Here is a 14,825-nt window from a genome sequence, read left to right as displayed (position 1 = left end):
GCTCACCCCTCCGGCGCGGACCACGGCATCGGCCGCTCGGCCCGCGTCGAATCCGACGGCACCTCGGGGAGCACCTCCGCGCCGGCGCGGATGCACAGCCAGCGGAGCTGACCGGGGCTCTCGGGGTGGGCGCGCCACGTGCGCCACACGCCCTGCCCGACCCGGACGACGGAGCCTGGACCCACCTCGACGAGGTCGTCGTCGAGTCCCATCTGACCCCGACCCTCGAGGAAGACGTAGAGCTCTTCGACCTCGGAGTGGGTGTGCCAGTAACCGGCCTGCTCCCCCGGTTCGAGGGCGTTGGCGGTCAACCCGATGTACTGCATCGCCAGCTCGTGATCGACGACGCGTCGACCGTCACGCGAGCGCGCCGGCGCGAAGCCGCCGAAGTGGTCGCGCCACTGATCGAGCCCGCCGATCTCGGTGATCTCGTACCCCGTCATGTCTGCCTCCCGGTCGCCGTCTCCACATGATCCCGGGAGCAAACCTCACGGGGCAAGACTCGGCGCGGCGGACTCGAACCTCGCGGCCGCGGCGATCGAGTCGAAGAGGTTCAGCATCGCGTCGTGCAGGTGTCCGAGCGGCGCCCCGAAGCTCGCGAGCACGACGCGCTTGGAGCCGGGGACGGCGAACCAGTAATCGACCTCGAGCCGCTGCACTGGCGTCTCGACGGGTGGCGCCTCGACGGGCGCGCCCTCGACCGTCTCGGCGACGTGCCGGTGGATGCGCAGCGCTCCCCCGTCGGGCGCCGGCACGCGAACGGCGGTGTCGATCCCCGTCACCTCCAACGCCTGGAGGCTGCGATGAAGGGTGTCGAGCACGGCGGCCGACGCGGTGCCGATCGCGGGGGTCATGGACATCGCCGAGGGCGCGTGCACCGTGAGCGTCGCGGGCAACCGCACCCCCGGCGCGACCTCGAGGCAGAGGAAGACGCCCTGCGCCTCCGACGCCCGGGCCGCCCCGACGACGGTCCGGAGCTGATCGCGCAGCCGCCGACGGGCCGCGACGGCATCGTCGGCGACGCCCACGATGTCGCGGACCGCGGCATCCACCCGGTCGAAGGATGCTTCTTCGTCTCGCGGATCGATCGCGAGCCAGGTGCCCGGCAGGGGGAAGGCGAGCCGTGCCATCACGCTCACTCCGTGCCGGCGAGCGCCCGCAGTTCGTCGGGCGAGACGAGCAGCTGACGCTTGCCGGCATCGGTCACACCGAGGGTGGACGCGATCTCGGACGCGAGGCCGATGACGTCGCGGTTCGCCTCACCGCGGGCCGTGTAGTCGCCGCGCTGACCGTCGATGAACGTCAGCGCCACCGCATCCGCGTCGGCGACGGCATCATCGGCCGACAGCACGGGGGCGGCGGCGCGCACGGCGTCGACGACTCCGGCATCCGAGGGGTCGTCGAGGAACAGCATCACCTGCACGCGGGTCACCCACGGTGCGTTCGGATGCGTCGTCCACACGAACGCACCGTTGACTCCCCCGACCGACGCGAGCTCGCTTTCGAGTCCCGCGGTGTCGGGGTCCGCGGATGCGGCGCATCCGGAGAGGCCGAGCGCTCCGGCGCAGAGCGTGATCGCCGCGACGGCGAACACGGTCAAGGGGCGGCGCTGACGGGGCATGCGAACCTCACGATCCTCGGGTGTACTCGGCGACGTAGACCTCTTCGCTGCCCGAGTCTCCCGCACCCGCGAAGAAGATGTCGTCCCCGGGCCGTGGTTCGGGCAGATACCGCTCGGCGGCATCGCCGTACATCGTGGCATCGTGCATCGGCCAGCTGAGAGGCCGGTACGTCTGCCATTCCTGGTCCAGCCGGACGTAGTCCTCGATTCCGAGCCCGAAGAACTCGAGCGTGTGCACCGGATCGATGCCGTTGTTGAACTGCGTCACACGGACGTCGGCAGGCATGTCGCTGTAGTGCTTGTCGATCGCCGAGCCTGCCGTCACGACGGACTCGACGCGGTCCGACACCCGCGGATCCGTCGCCATCTCGCCCGCCATCATGCCGCCCAGCGACCACCCGGTGAACATGATCGGGGCGTCGCTCTGGAAGACACCGGCATCCGTCATCGCCTGCCAGGCCGCCTGCTCGTACTGCGTCTGCAGCTCGGGGAACATCGACAGCATCACGTCGGTGCGGAGGTCGTTGAGCGCTCCGTCGGTGTTGGAGGGCGACCACTGCTGTGTGCTCGGCAGCTGGACACGCCAGGCGACGATCTCGCCGGATCCGTCACGCACCGCGACGACCCGGATTTCGGTGTACTCCTCGCCGCCGGCACCGTCCTGCGCGGCCAGTTCGCCGAACAGGTCGCGGTAGTCGCGGGCTTCGAGGTCGTCGGACACCTCGAAGCGGTCCGTGCGCTGCACGACCGGTGACGCCATGAGCTCGCGGATCGCCATCGATATGAGGGATGCCGAGACGAGAGCGATGAGCAGGAGCAGGCCCGCGCCGCCCAGCGTCAGGTAGACGAAGCCGAGCACCAGCACGCCGACGAGGATCATCACCGTGACGACCGCGGCCGAGACGAGAGCGCTGACCAGCTCCGCCAGCTCGAAGACGATCGCCGCGAGCACCCCTTCGGCCCAGTCCCGGACAATGGCGAACACCTCGCCGACGCCCTCCCAGAACTGGTTCCAGTTGTCGCCGAAGGAGTCGGCGCCCTCCTCGATCGCCGTGGCTATCTGTTCGCCGGCGCGGTCGGCGGCGTCCCACAGTCGCCGCCGCGCCGAGTTGAGGGCCTGTCGTGCATCCTCGGCGCCCCCCATCGCGGTGCTGAGAGCCGAGCGCGCCTCCCCCAGGCGGTCCTCGATGGTGCTCGTCGACTCGCCCTTCGCGATGGCGAGCGTGAGCGCGTTCTCGAGGTCGTGGATCTCCGCCTCCTGCAGCGGGATCTGACTGAGGTGCGCGTCACCCTCCTCGATGGCCGCGCGCGCCTCGCGCTGGATGTCCCCCAACTCCACCGCGTAGGTCACGAGCGCAGTCGATGTCCCCTGATATCGATCCTGCGCGCGTTGCAGTCCGGCGGCAGCCTCGCTCGAGGCGGTGCCCGCGGCATCCGTCGACAGGCTGTGCTGCTGCACGAGGTTCCGGAGCGCGAGGGCCGCCGACGCGATCGCCTCGGCCGTCCGGCCCAAGTCCCGAGCCCGACCCTCGAGGTCGTCGGGACGGCCGTCGAAGAGATCCTCGAACTCCACCGACAACGCGCTCACGGCTGGCGTCCCCCCTCTGCGTCGAGCTCCGTGAAGGAGTCGACGATCGCCGTGAGCAGATCGCGGACGGTGACAAGCTGGTCTTCGAGCTTTCCGCGGTTGTAGTCCCAGTTCGCCGCGAAGTCTCGGACCTTGCCCGCCAGCCGTGCCTCGCCGGTGAGGTCGGCGAGGTCCCCGCTCACCGCATCCGCCGACGAGAAGGTGTCGTATGCGGCGATCGCGCGGTCCCTGGCTGCGGCCAACTCCGCCAGGTCCAACTGCACGTCGCTCATCGTCACCCCCGATCGGCATCGACGCTACCGATTCGGCGCGGAGTCGCCCATGGGGACTCCTCCCCACTTCTGCAGCGTCGTCAGTCTGCGGCGCGGTGGCATCCGACGACGTGGTCGTCGACCATGCCCGAGGACTGCATGAGCGCGTACATCGTCGTGGAGCCGACGAATCGGAACCCCCTCTTGCGGAGGGCCTGGGACATCGCGTCGGACTCGGTCGTCGTTGCGGGGACCTCGGCGAACGAGGACGGCCGGCGATGGGATGCCGGGGCGAACGACCACATGAACGCGTCGAGCTCGCCGGGGGCCATCTCGGTGACGAGCCGCGCGTTGCCGATGGTGGCGAGGATCTTCGCCCGATTGCGGATGATGCCCGCGTCACCCATGAGCCGCTCGACGTCGGACTCGTCGAAGGCGGCCACGGTCGCGGGCTCGAAGCCAGCGAACACCTCGCGGAAGCGCGGGCGCTTGCGGAGGATCGTGATCCACGAGAGCCCCGCCTGGAACCCTTCGAGGCTCATCTTCTCGAAGAGAGCGCGATCGCCGCGCAGAGGGCGGCCCCACTCCTCGTCGTGGTATCTCCGATACTCGGCGTCGTCCCCGACCCAGCCGCAACGAAGGAGGCCGTCGGGCCCGAGTCGCATGTCCACGCGCTCAGGCTACCGACGGCCTCCGACGCTCACTTCTTCTTCTTGAGCGACTTCTCCGGGATAGGCGCCTCGCCGCGCGCCGCGAGGTCCGCGTAGTGCGCGCGGGCCTCGTCCTGACGCTGACGCTCGACGCCCGACGCGATGGGAGCCCGCACGTGCTCGGGGGCGAAGCCGAACGCATCGACGAGGTCCTGCGCGTGGGGCCGGAGCCGCGCGCACAGCCGATCGATGTACTTCGACACCGCCGCACCGCGCTGGGTCGACAGGCGCCCGTTGATCAGGTGCCACGCGAGGTGCTTCTCGATGAGGTGCAGACCGAAGAGGTCGCGCAGCCACGTGAGCACCTGGCGCGTGCTCTCGTTCTCGGTGCCCTTCACGGCATCCGAGAACGCCTCCCACTGCAGCAGTTCGCCGTGCGCCCGCGCCGCTTCGATGAGCTCGGCCTGGTGCTGGTTGAACAGCGCGGCAGCTTTGTCGGAGGGCAGCTTGGATGCCGGGCGCAGCGCACCCGCGATGTCGGCGACCATCTGCTCGACGCGTCCGGCGAGCAGCTCGTGCTGCTGTTCCGCGCGCAGACCGAGCTCGACCGAGCGGGCGGTCGACCCGAAGTCGGCGACAGTCTGACCGAGCCTCCGCAGGCCCGCACCGTGGAAGATGTTGCCCGCCGTCTGGCCGACCGCGAACTTGGCGAGGGTGGCGGCATCCGCCCCCTTGAACTGCTTCGCGAAGTCGGCGAGCAGACGCTTGCCGACGAGCTGCAGGAGGACGTTGTTGTCGCCCTCGAAGGTCACGTAGACGTCGAGGTCCGAGCGGAGTCCGACGAGGCGGTTCTCGGCCATGAAGCCCGACCCGCCGCAGGCCTCGCGGGCCTCCTGGATCGTGTTCAGGGCGTTCCACGTGCTGAGGGGCTTGAGAGCGGCGGCGAGGGTCTCGAGGTTCTCCCGCTCGGCCGGGGTGTCGACTCTGCCGCTGAAGACGCCGTCGAAGGTGCGGAGCAGCTCGTCGTGCGCGAAGTATTGCGCGTAGTTCTGGGCGAGAAGGGGCAGGAGGCGCCGCTGGTGCTTGCCGTAGTCGAGCAGCACGACCTCGTCGGTGCCCGCGCCCGAGTCGAACTGGCGGCGCTGGTTGGCGTACGTCAGCGCGATGTGCAGGGCGAGCGAGGACGCGATCGTGGCCGAGCCGTCGAGCGAGACACGTCCCTGCACGAGGGCACCGAGCATCGTGAAGAAGCGGCGTCCGGTGCTCTCGATGGGGCTCGAGTAGGTGCCGTCGGGAGCGACGTCGCCGTAGCGGTTGAGCAGGTTCGTCCGGGGAACGCGCACGTGCTCGAAGGCGAGGCGGCCGTTGTCGATGCCGTTCAGCCCGCCCTTGACGCCGTCGTCCTCGCTCTGCACGCCGGGGAGCAGCTCGCCGTCGGTCGTGCGGATCGGGACGAAGAAGCAGTGCACGCCGTGGTTCACGCCCTTGGTGACGAGCTGAGCGAACACGGTCGCGGCCTGGCCGTAGACGGCGGCGTTGCCGAGGTAGTCCTTCCACGCCGCGCGGAACGGGGTGTGGATGACGAACTCTTCGGTCTCGGGGTCGTACGTGGCCGTCGTGCCGATCGCCGCGACATCCGACCCGTGGCCGATCTCGGTCATGGCGAAGGCGCCGGGGAGCTTGGCGTCGCGGATGTCGGGGATCCACTTGTCATGGTGTTCCTTGGTGCCCAGCTGCAGGACGGCCGAGCCGAATAGGCCCCACTGCACGCCCGCCTTGATCTGCATGCTCGGGTCGGCGACGACGAGCTCCTCGAAGCCGGCGAGGTTGGCACCGTTGTCCTCGTCGCCGCCGTACTCCTTCGGGAGTGCGCGCGTGGAGCCGCTGTTCTTCGCCAGCAACCTGACCTGACCCATGACGCGCTCGCGATGCTCGGCGACGCTCTGGCCGTCGACACGCCAGTAGGCGGGGTCCTTGAGGAGCTCGCGGACGGTCAGGCGGGTCTCGCCCCAGGTGCCACGGAGCATCGCGCCCACGGCGTCGATGTCGATGCGGGGCTCGTGCGCCTCGTCGGCGCTGTGCGGCGCGGTCGGAGCGCCTCCGGCGGGGGTGCGCTTGTCGGCGGCGGGAGTGGAGGAGCGGACGACGGTGTCGGTCATCACTGGCCTTTCTGAGGACGCCCGGTCGGGGCGACGGGACAGGGAAGTTCGACATTCACGGTAGGAGTCCTCCAACAGCACGCCAACTGCATTGTGGAAGGGAGACAAGCGCGGCCTCCGACGTGGTCTGTGCGACTTGTGCTGCGCCTACATTCGGGGTGTCCCGGGGCGTTCAGACGGGCGGATGCCGCCCGGTGTGTGCACGTTCACGGATGCCGACTGCCAGACTTGAGGAATGCCCGTTCTCCCCTCTGACGAGACCGTCATCCACCTCCGCTCCGGCGGCACCAGCGTCGTCGTCGACCTGCAGCCCGACACCGCCCCGGCCATCGCCCACTGGGGCGCGGATCTCGGCGATGCGCCGCACGAGACGCTCGTCTCGCTCGCGACCGCCTCGCGTCTGCAGCGGGTCTCGGGCGGGCTCGACCGCACGGTGCGCCTCGGCGTGGTCGGAACCGCGGCATCCGGCTGGGCGGGAACGCCGACCCTGGAGGGTCACCGCGACGGCGAGGACGTCGGCGCCCTCTTCGCGCTGACCGACCTGAGGGCGACCGGGGACACCCTCGAGCTGCACTTCACGGACAGCGAGATGCAGCTGTCGGCCCGGTACGAGCTGCGGGTCACGGCATCCGGTCTCGTGCGGGCCCGGACGACGGTCCGCAACGACGGCGCCGGCGTCTACACGGTGCAGGCCCTGCACACGACGCTGCCGCTGCCGTGGGACGCGGCCGAGATCCTCGACACGACGGGGCGCCACCTGCGGGAGCGCTCGGCGCAACGCCATGAGCTCACGTTCGGCACGCACGTGAGGGAGTCGCGTCGCGGCCGTCCGGGGGCGGACTTCACCCTGCTGTTGGCCGCCGGGACGCCCGGGTTCGGGTTCGAGCGCGGCACCGTGCACGGCGCGCACCTCGCCTGGAGCGGCAACTCCCGGATCTTCGCGGAGCGGATGCCGACGGGTGAGTCCTTCCTCGGGGCGGGCGAGCTCTACCTGCCCGGCGAGATCCGTCTCGCGCAGGGCGAGGAGATCTCCTCGCCCGAACTGCTCGGCTCCTGGGGAGACGGCCTCGACGAGCTCGCGGTGCGATTCCACGAAGAGTGGCGAGCACGCGCTCAGCACCCGACCCGCCCTCGGCCGATCACCCTCAACACGTGGGAGGCGGTCTACTTCGACCACCGCCTGCCCAAACTCATCGCCCTCGCCGATGCGGCGGCGGAGATCGGCGTGGAGCGCTACGTCCTCGACGACGGCTGGTTCCGTCACCGCCGCGACGACACCGCGGGCCTCGGCGACTGGTACGTCGACGACACCGTCTGGCCCGACGGCCTGCATCCCATCGCCGACCACGTCGTCGCGAAGGGGATGGAGTTCGGCCTCTGGTTCGAGCCCGAGATGGTCAACCCCGACAGCGACCTCGCCCGTTCGCACCCCGACTGGATCCTCCGCGGGCGCACCGACCTACCGCCGTCCGCGCGTCAGCAGCAGGTGCTGAACCTTGCGCACCCCGAGGCGTACGCGTACATCCGCCAGGTCATCTCCGACATCCTCGCCGCGTACCCGATCTCGTACGTCAAGTGGGACCACAACCGCGACCTCGTCGACGCCGCCGCCGGCCCCGGCGGTGCGGCCCGCGTCCATGCGCAGACCCTCGCCGTCTACCGCCTGATCGACGATCTCAAGGCCGCCCACCCCGGCCTCGAGATCGAGAGTTGCGCCTCGGGCGGCGCGCGCGTCGACCTCGGCATCCTCGACCGCACCGACCGCATCTGGACGAGCGACTGCCTCGACCCCGTCGAGCGCCTCGAGAACCAGCGTTACACCGCGCTCGTCGTCCCGCCCGAGATGATGGGCATGCACCTCACCACCCCGCACGTGCACTCCACCGGCCGCACCGTATCGCTCAGCCTCAGCGGCGCTGTGGCTCTGTTCGGCCACTTCGGCATCGAATGGGACGTCACGACCCTGTCCGAGACGGATGCCGCGACCGTCGGCGCGTGGGTCGCGTTGGCCAAGCGGGTGCGCCCCCTCGTCGCCACGGGCCGCCTGGTGAACGCGGACGTCGCCGACCCCGGACTCGACGTCCGCGGGGTCGTCGCGGAGGACGCGGACTCCGCCTTCTTCACGATCACGCAGACGCAGACGCTCATCTCGTCGCCGGCGGGCCGCGTGCGACTGCCGGGACTCGACGCGGATCGCGTCTACCGGGTGCAGCTCGTCACCCCCGGCGGGATCGTCGAGATTCCCGCGCAGTCGCCGCTCGAGTGGGCGCACCACGACACCGTGCTGACCGGCCGTCAGCTCGCCGTCGTCGGCCTGCGTCCGCCCGTGCAGAATCCTCAGCAGTCGGTCGTCGTCGAGGTCACCGCGGTCTGAGACCCGTCAGATCCGTTCGAGCTGGTCGAGGAACTCGTCGGCCATCTCGACCTGACGGCGAAGCTTCTCGCGCCGGGTCGCGGCCTCGGCGCGGACGCCGTCGAGACGGGCACGGATCTGCGGGTCGTCGGCGTCGCCCGCCATCGCGTCGACGACCTCGAGGAGTTCCCGCATCTCGTCGAGGGTGAAGCCGAGCGGCTTCATGCGACGGATGAGCAGGATGCGGGCGACGTCGCCCTCCGTGTAGAGACGGAAGCCGCCGTCGGTCCGCGCGGACGGAGTGACGAGGCCGATCTCGTCGTAGTGGCGGAGGGTGCGGAACGAGAGTTCGGTCCGCTCGGCGACCTCGCCGATGCGCATCGTGTCGTCGGTCATCCGGTTCCCTCCGAGTGGACAGCAAACCTCACGTTACGTTAGGTTTGGTCGTGCGCGATCTTCGCGCCCTCCATTCTCCCGCGCCGCCATCGGGCCTGCGCACACCCCTCCCCGACGGAGCCATCATGACCACCACCACTCCCGTGCGCCCGCGCATCGAACCGACGGTGCTGCAGGCCCTCCGCAGCCCGCGCCTGCTGACCCGAGAGGTCCTCGCCGGACTCGTCGTCGCGCTCGCCCTCATCCCCGAGGCGATCGCGTTCTCGATCATCGCGGGCGTCGACCCCCGGGTCGGGCTCTTCTCGTCGTTCATCATGGCTGTCGCGATCGCGTTCCTCGGCGGTCGCCCCGCGATGATCACCGCGGCGACCGGCGCCGTCGCGCTCGTCATCGCGCCCGTCGTCCGCGAGTACGGGATGGACTACTTCATCGCGACCGTCCTCCTCGGCGGCGTCATCCAGATCGTCCTCGGACTCGTGGGCGTCGCGAAGCTCATGCGCTTCATTCCCCGCAGCGTCATGGTGGGCTTCGTCAACGCGCTCGCGATCCTGATCTTCCTCGCCCAGCTGCCGCAGCTGTTCGGCGACGGCATCCCTTGGCTCGTCTGGCCGCTGCTCGCCGTCGGCCTGGCCATCCTCTACGCGATGCCGCGGCTCACCAAGGCCGTGCCCGCCCCCCTGGTCGCGATCGTGCTGCTGACCGCGGCCGTCGTCGTCTTCGCGTGGAACGTCCCCACCGTCGGCGACCAGGGCGAGCTCCCCGAGAGCCTGCCGTCCGTATTCATCCCGAACGTGCCACTCACGCTCGAGACGCTGCAGATCATCGTCCCGTTCGCGCTCGCGATGGCCGTCGTCGGACTGCTCGAGTCGCTCATGACCGCCAAGCTCGTCGACGACCTCACCGACAGTCACTCCTCGAAGACCCGCGAATCGCTGGGTCAGGGCGCCGCGAACATCCTGTCGGGCGCCTTCGGCGGCATGGGCGGCTGCGCGATGATCGGCCAGACGATGATCAACGTGAAGGCCTCGGGGGCTCGCACGCGCATCTCGACGTTCCTCGCCGGCGTGTTCCTGCTCATCCTCGTGCTCGCGCTCGGCGACGTCGTGGCGATCATCCCGATGGCCGCCCTCGTCGCGGTCATGATCATGGTCTGCATCGGCACGTTCGACTGGCACAGCATCCGCCCCGCGACGCTCCGCCGGATGCCCAAGAGCGAGACCGCCGTCATGCTCATCACGGTCGTCGCGACCGTCTGGACCCACAACCTCGCGATCGGCGTCGTCCTCGGCGTGATCGCAGCGATGATCATGTTCGCCCGTCGGGTCGCGCACTTCGTGACCGTCACGCGAACGGTGGATGCCGAGGCATCCACCGCCCACTACGCGGTCGACGGGGAGCTGTTCTTCGCCTCGAGCAACGATCTGACGACGCAGTTCTCGTACCCGGACGACCCGGCGAACGTCGTGATCGACATGTCCCGCTCGCACGTGTGGGACGCCTCGACCGTCGCCGCCCTCGACGCGATCGTCAACAAGTACGAGCGGATGGGCACGACGGTGACGATCGTCGGGTTGAACGACACGGCATCCGCCTTCCACGGCCGGCTGACCGGGAAGCTCGGCCCCGGCGAGTGAGGCACCGGGGTTGACCCCTGTGCGGCATACCTGAAGGATGCCGGGGGCGCCCCGCTTCGGAGCGTCACGACGAAGGGGTCCCATGGCAGAGTCGGCACGATTCGCGATCATCGGCACGGGGTGGCGCTCGGAGTTCTTCCTGCGCATCGCCGCGGCTGCGCCCGAGCGGCTGCAGGCGGTGGGCGTGCTCGCCCGCTCCGACGCGTCGGCGGCACGGGTCGCCGGTTGGAACGTGCCGATCCACCGCTCGCTCGACGACTTGCTCGCGGCGCGACCAGACTTCGTGATCGCGTCCGTGAGCTGGCCGGCGATGCCGGCGGTGATCACCGAGCTCGTGGAGCGCGGTGTCCGCGTGCTCGCCGAGACGCCGCCGGCACCCGACGCCGACGGCCTGCGGAAGCTGTGGCACGACGTCGGCGCGAGCCGGCTCGTGCAAGTCGCCGAGCAGTACATGCTCATGCCGGGGCATGCCGCCCGCCTCGAGGTGGTGCGGTCGGGCGCAATCGGCTCCGTCGGCGGGGTGCAGGTCTCGTCGACGCACCTGTACCACGCGACCTCGATGATCCGGACGTTCCTGGATGCCGGCATGGCCGAGGCGACCGTGTCGGCCCGCACCTTCACCGCGACGCTCGTCGACCCGCTGACGCCGGCCGGATGGTCGGACGACGTCTCGCCGCAGGATCGGACGACGACGATCGCGACGCTCGACTTCGGCGACGGGCGGATGGGCCTCTACGACTTCGTCGACAATCAGTGGTGGAACCCGATCCTGTCGCGCCGTATCGTCCTCCGCGGCTCGCACGGCGAACTCACCGACGACACCGTGCGCCGGTTCGAAGGCACCGAGGTGATCACCTCGCCGATCACCTACCGCCGCACGGGTGTCGACCTGAACCTCGAAGGCAACGACGTGGTGTCGGCCGCCTTCGAGGGGCGGATCGTCTACCGCAACCCTTGGGTCGGCACGCGACTGTCGGAGGACGACATCGCCGTCGCATCGTTGCTCGAGCTCACCGGGCGGTGGGCGCTCGGTGACGGCGCGGAACCCTATCCGCTGGCCGACGCCTGCCAGGATCACCTGCTGGGTCTCGCGATCGGCGAGTCGGCGCGGACGGGCGCCGATGTGCGGGTCGCCCCTGACGTGTGGAGCTGATGGGGTTCAGGCCTTGTCGTGCAGGGTGATCCGGTAGCCGTCCGGGTCGGCGAACGTGAACGTCCGGCCGAACGGACCGTCGATGGGCGCTGCGACGATCTCGTGGCCGTCTGCGGCGAGCGCGTCGTGGACGTCCTGAACGTCGGTCGCGCGCAGCCAGATCGCGGCTCCCATTCCGGGGTGGGCCGCCGAGGCGAGGTCGGTGCCGGGCACGATGTCGCGGAGCGCGAAGGCGATCGGCGCGGTGTCGAACACGACGGCGTGAGGAGGTCCGGCGGGCGAGCGGACGAGGCCGAGATAGTGCTCGTAGAACCGCTGCGAGGCGTCGAGGTCGCTGACCTGCAGGGAGATGAAGTCGGGTCCGATGGCGGGCATGAGGCATCCTTTCGTGTGTCAGCTATCTGACATTGATGAGTGTATGTCAGAATACTGACATGGTCCAGTCCGACGAGATCGATCTGCCGACGTCGCTCGGCTATCTCCTGAAGGAAGCGGCGACCGCGCTGCGGGTCGCGATGGAGGACGCCCTCCGCCCGCTCGAGCTGACCGTGACCGCGTACTCGTGCCTCGAGATCCTCGCGCAGCGTCCCGGGTCGTCGAACTCGGATCTCGCTCGGGGCGCTTTCGTGACACGGCAGAGCATGAATGTGCTGCTGCAGACGCTGGAGCGGGAGGGCCTCGTGACGAGGCCGGCGACCGCGGCGGAGGGTCGTGTGCTGCCGGTCACGCTGACCGACGCCGGGCTGCGCCGTCGGGAGCAGGCGAGCGCCGTGGTCAAAGCCGTGGAGGATCGGATGCTGGCCGAGTTGTCGGCGGCGGAACGGGCTCAGGCGTTCGACGTGCTCACCCGCATGACGCGGGCGCTGCGGGAGGGCTGATCCGGCTCGGCTCAAACTCGCTCAGGCTTTGGCGATGACGGCGACGACGGCCTCGCCGTACGCCTCGCGCTTCTTCGCACCGATGCCGGTGATGCCGTCGAGGTCGGCGACCGACGTCGGACGGTGCTCGGCGAGGGCGCGCAGGGTCGCATCGCCGAAGACGATGTACGCGGGAACGCCCTGCTCCTTCGCCTGCTCGGTACGCCACGCGCGGAGCGCCTCGAAGAGGTCGCGGTCACCCTCGGGCAGCGCGTCGGCAGCCGACTGCTTCTTCGCACGAGTCGATCCGCCGCCGGTGCGGCCGAGGACGTCGCGGCGCAGCGGCACCGGCTCCGCGCCGCGGAGCACCGCCGCGCCGGCCTCGCCGACGGTCAGCACGCCGTATTCACCCTGTGCGACCAAGATGCCGCGGGCCAGGAGCTGCCTCACGACCGAGCGCCAGTCCTGTTCGGACAGGTCGTTCCCGATTCCATAGGTCGAGAGCTTGTCGTGCCCCTGCTGGCGGATGCGCTCGGTCGAGGCGCCGCGGACGATGTCGATGAGGTGCCCGGCACCGAACGCCTGATTCCGCTCCCGCTGAAGTCGCACGATCGTCGAGAGGAGCTTCTGAGCGGCGATGAGGCCGTCCCACGTGTCGGGTTTAGTGAGGCAGGTGTCGCAGTTGCCACAGGCATCCGACGACTGTCCGAAGTAGTTCAGGAGGTTCTGGCGTCGGCACGAGACCGTCTCGCAGAGGCCGAGCATCGCGTCGAGGTGCTGACCCATGCGCATCTTGTAGGTGCGGTCACCGGGCGACTGGTCGATGAGGCGGCGCTGCTGCACGACGTCGCCGAGGCCGTAGGCCATCCAGGCGACCGCGGGCTCGCCGTCGCGGCCGGCGCGACCGGTCTCCTGGTAGTAGCCCTCGACGGACTTGGGCAGGTCGATGTGGGCGACGAAGCGGACGTCGGGCTTGTCGATACCCATGCCGAACGCGATCGTGGCGACCATGACGACGCCGTCTTCGCGGAGGAAGCGCGACTGATGCCGGGCGCGGATCGAGGCATCCAACCCGGCGTGATAGGCCAGGGCGTCGAGACCCTGCGTCCGCAGATACTCCGCCGTCTGCTCGACGGACTTGCGGCTCAGCGCGTACACGATGCCGGCGGAGCCTTCGGGCTGCGAGCGGACGAACTGCACGAGCTGGCGACGCATGTCGACCTTGGGCTCGATGCGGTACTGGATGTTCGGCCGGTCGAAGCTCGCGACGAAGTGGCGCGCATCGGGCAGGTGCAGACGCTCGGTGAGCTCGGTGTGCGTGGCGCGCGTCGCGGTGGCCGTGAGCGCCATGCGCGGAACGCCGGGGAACCGTTCGGCGAGGTCGCCGAGAGCGAGGTAGTCGGGGCGGAAGTCGTGACCCCACTGCGACACGCAGTGCGCCTCGTCGATCGCGATGACACTGAGCTGGGCGCGCTGCAGGAGCGCGGTCGTCGCGGGGACGGACAGCCGCTCGGGGGCGACGTAGATGAGGTCGAGTTCACCGTCGAGGAGCGCCTGCTCGACACCGGCGCGCTCGGCCGGGCTCTGCGTGGAGTTCAGGAAGGCGGCGCGGACGCCGTTGGCGATGAGCGCGTCGACCTGGTCGTGCATGAGCGCGATGAGGGGGCTGACGACGAGGCCCGTGCCGGGACGGACGAGCGCAGGCACCTGGTACGTGATCGACTTGCCGCCACCGGTGGGCATGAGGACGACCGCGTCGCCGCCCGCGATGACGTGCGAGACGATGTCACCCTGATCGCCGCGGAACGCCGTGTAGCCGAAGACCTCGGTGAGCACCTTGACCGGGTCGTCGCCGACGTGGTCGCGCCGTTCGAGACGCAGGACGGATGCCGGGGGTGCGGAGGTGCGCTGCTGCGGGGCCGCGGGGCGGGTGGGCTGGGCGCGGGTGGGTTCGGAGCGCGTGGCGCGGGCGACGGACGCGGCGTAGTCGTCGTACCGCGGGTCGGGCGGCGGCGGCGAGTCGAAATCGTCCGGCGGCGGAACGTCATCGGGATCCCACACGAGATCGGCGTAGGGGTCGTTCTGCCATCCGCCGTCACTCACCCGGTCAACCCTAGCCGCGGCATCCGACACGGTCTGCGGATGTGGAGAGCGTCCACGAGG

The 14,825-nt window shown here is 69.9% G+C and carries 14 protein-coding genes; 4 read left to right on the top strand and 10 right to left on the bottom strand.

All coding sequences use genetic code 11. The features are described from left to right. Positions 1-2 precede the first annotated feature (2 nt). The 7 genes from Q9S78_RS02910 to Q9S78_RS02880 form a co-directional block, all read right to left on the bottom strand. A complete protein-coding gene (locus Q9S78_RS02910) occupies positions 3-443 on the bottom strand; it encodes a cupin domain-containing protein (protein ID WP_311868771.1) in 441 nt (146 codons plus the stop codon). Between the two features lie 45 nt (positions 444-488). Beyond that, a complete protein-coding gene (locus Q9S78_RS02905) occupies positions 489-1,130 on the bottom strand; it encodes a hypothetical protein (protein ID WP_311868770.1) in 642 nt (213 codons plus the stop codon). A gap of 5 nt (positions 1,131-1,135) precedes the next feature. Then, positions 1,136-1,621, bottom strand: a complete 486-nt coding sequence (locus tag Q9S78_RS02900) for a hypothetical protein (RefSeq protein WP_311868768.1) — start codon at positions 1,619-1,621, stop codon at positions 1,136-1,138. A gap of 7 nt (positions 1,622-1,628) precedes the next feature. Further along, entirely contained in the window at positions 1,629-3,209 is a 1,581-nt protein-coding gene (locus Q9S78_RS02895) for a hypothetical protein (RefSeq protein ID WP_311868766.1), read from the bottom strand. Continuing rightward, the gene (locus tag Q9S78_RS02890; protein ID WP_231370917.1) at positions 3,206-3,481 is read right to left on the bottom strand and encodes a hypothetical protein; all 276 of its coding nucleotides are present in this window, start codon (positions 3,479-3,481) and stop codon (positions 3,206-3,208) included. The genes Q9S78_RS02895 and Q9S78_RS02890 overlap by 4 nt, the downstream gene beginning before the upstream one ends. A gap of 80 nt (positions 3,482-3,561) precedes the next feature. Next, entirely contained in the window at positions 3,562-4,125 is a 564-nt protein-coding gene (locus tag Q9S78_RS02885) for a DNA-3-methyladenine glycosylase I (protein WP_036324347.1), read from the bottom strand. A 35-nt stretch (positions 4,126-4,160) separates the two neighbouring features. Next, the gene (locus Q9S78_RS02880) at positions 4,161-6,269 is read right to left on the bottom strand and encodes an acyl-CoA dehydrogenase family protein (protein ID WP_311868765.1); all 2,109 of its coding nucleotides are present in this window, start codon (positions 6,267-6,269) and stop codon (positions 4,161-4,163) included. A 235-nt stretch (positions 6,270-6,504) separates the two neighbouring features. Here Q9S78_RS02880 and Q9S78_RS02875 point away from each other — a divergent pair, with 235 nt between their 5' ends. Next, positions 6,505-8,643: an alpha-galactosidase gene (locus Q9S78_RS02875; RefSeq protein WP_311868763.1), complete on the top strand. Its 2,139-nt coding sequence runs from the start codon at positions 6,505-6,507 to the stop codon at positions 8,641-8,643. 6 nt (positions 8,644-8,649) lie between these two features. Here the strand turns inward: Q9S78_RS02875 and Q9S78_RS02870 are convergent, their stop codons facing one another. Next, positions 8,650-9,018, bottom strand: a complete 369-nt coding sequence (locus tag Q9S78_RS02870) for a MerR family transcriptional regulator (protein ID WP_116227909.1) — start codon at positions 9,016-9,018, stop codon at positions 8,650-8,652. Positions 9,019-9,143: 125 nt separating this feature from the next. Between Q9S78_RS02870 and Q9S78_RS02865 the strand changes: the two genes are divergently transcribed. Next, a complete protein-coding gene (locus tag Q9S78_RS02865) occupies positions 9,144-10,652 on the top strand; it encodes a SulP family inorganic anion transporter (protein WP_311868761.1) in 1,509 nt (502 codons plus the stop codon). Between the two features lie 82 nt (positions 10,653-10,734). Beyond that, entirely contained in the window at positions 10,735-11,805 is a 1,071-nt protein-coding gene (locus Q9S78_RS02860; RefSeq protein ID WP_311868760.1) for a Gfo/Idh/MocA family protein, read from the top strand. Between the two features lie 6 nt (positions 11,806-11,811). On the opposite strand, the gene Q9S78_RS02855 is transcribed toward Q9S78_RS02860, so the two are convergent. Next, positions 11,812-12,180 carry a VOC family protein gene (locus Q9S78_RS02855; RefSeq protein ID WP_018185827.1) on the bottom strand — a complete coding sequence of 123 codons (369 nt, stop codon included), beginning with the start codon at positions 12,178-12,180 and terminating at the stop codon, positions 11,812-11,814. A gap of 59 nt (positions 12,181-12,239) precedes the next feature. On the opposite strand from Q9S78_RS02855, the gene Q9S78_RS02850 reads away from it, so the two are divergent. Beyond that, complete coding sequence (locus tag Q9S78_RS02850) at positions 12,240-12,683, top strand: MarR family winged helix-turn-helix transcriptional regulator (RefSeq protein WP_311858591.1); 444 nt, start codon at positions 12,240-12,242, stop codon at positions 12,681-12,683. A gap of 21 nt (positions 12,684-12,704) precedes the next feature. On the opposite strand, the gene recQ is transcribed toward Q9S78_RS02850, so the two are convergent. Further along, on the bottom strand, positions 12,705-14,765 hold the full coding sequence (recQ, locus tag Q9S78_RS02845) for a DNA helicase RecQ (protein ID WP_311868758.1): 2,061 nt from the start codon (positions 14,763-14,765) through the stop codon (positions 12,705-12,707). Between the last annotated feature and the right edge of the window lie 60 nt (positions 14,766-14,825).

It is taken from the genome of Microbacterium aquilitoris (assembly GCF_031932285.1).
Taxonomy (GTDB): domain Bacteria; phylum Actinomycetota; class Actinomycetes; order Actinomycetales; family Microbacteriaceae; genus Microbacterium; species Microbacterium aquilitoris.
The sequence above is the reverse complement of the archived record's forward strand: the minus strand, read 5'-3'. Positions and strand labels throughout refer to the sequence as shown.

Excerpts from the sequence above, each read along its gene's own strand:
- Q9S78_RS02860 (WP_311868760.1), top strand. The coding sequence starts at position 10,735 with ATGGCAGAGTCGGCACGATTCGCGATCATCGGCACGGGGTGGCGCTCG.
- Q9S78_RS02880 (WP_311868765.1), bottom strand. The coding sequence starts at position 6,269 with ATGACCGACACCGTCGTCCGCTCCTCCACTCCCGCCGCCGACAAGCGC.
- Q9S78_RS02870 (WP_116227909.1), bottom strand. The coding sequence starts at position 9,018 with ATGACCGACGACACGATGCGCATCGGCGAGGTCGCCGAGCGGACCGAA.
- Q9S78_RS02910 (WP_311868771.1), bottom strand. The coding sequence starts at position 443 with ATGACGGGGTACGAGATCACCGAGATCGGCGGGCTCGATCAGTGGCGC.
- Q9S78_RS02855 (WP_018185827.1), bottom strand. The coding sequence starts at position 12,180 with ATGCCCGCCATCGGACCCGACTTCATCTCCCTGCAGGTCAGCGACCTC.
- Q9S78_RS02885 (WP_036324347.1), bottom strand. The coding sequence starts at position 4,125 with ATGCGACTCGGGCCCGACGGCCTCCTTCGTTGCGGCTGGGTCGGGGAC.
- Q9S78_RS02875 (WP_311868763.1), top strand. The coding sequence starts at position 6,505 with ATGCCCGTTCTCCCCTCTGACGAGACCGTCATCCACCTCCGCTCCGGC.
- Q9S78_RS02865 (WP_311868761.1), top strand. The coding sequence starts at position 9,144 with ATGACCACCACCACTCCCGTGCGCCCGCGCATCGAACCGACGGTGCTG.
- Q9S78_RS02890 (WP_231370917.1), bottom strand. The coding sequence starts at position 3,481 with ATGAGCGACGTGCAGTTGGACCTGGCGGAGTTGGCCGCAGCCAGGGAC.
- Q9S78_RS02850 (WP_311858591.1), top strand. The coding sequence starts at position 12,240 with ATGGTCCAGTCCGACGAGATCGATCTGCCGACGTCGCTCGGCTATCTC.
- Q9S78_RS02905 (WP_311868770.1), bottom strand. The coding sequence starts at position 1,130 with ATGGCACGGCTCGCCTTCCCCCTGCCGGGCACCTGGCTCGCGATCGAT.
- Q9S78_RS02900 (WP_311868768.1), bottom strand. The coding sequence starts at position 1,621 with ATGCCCCGTCAGCGCCGCCCCTTGACCGTGTTCGCCGTCGCGGCGATC.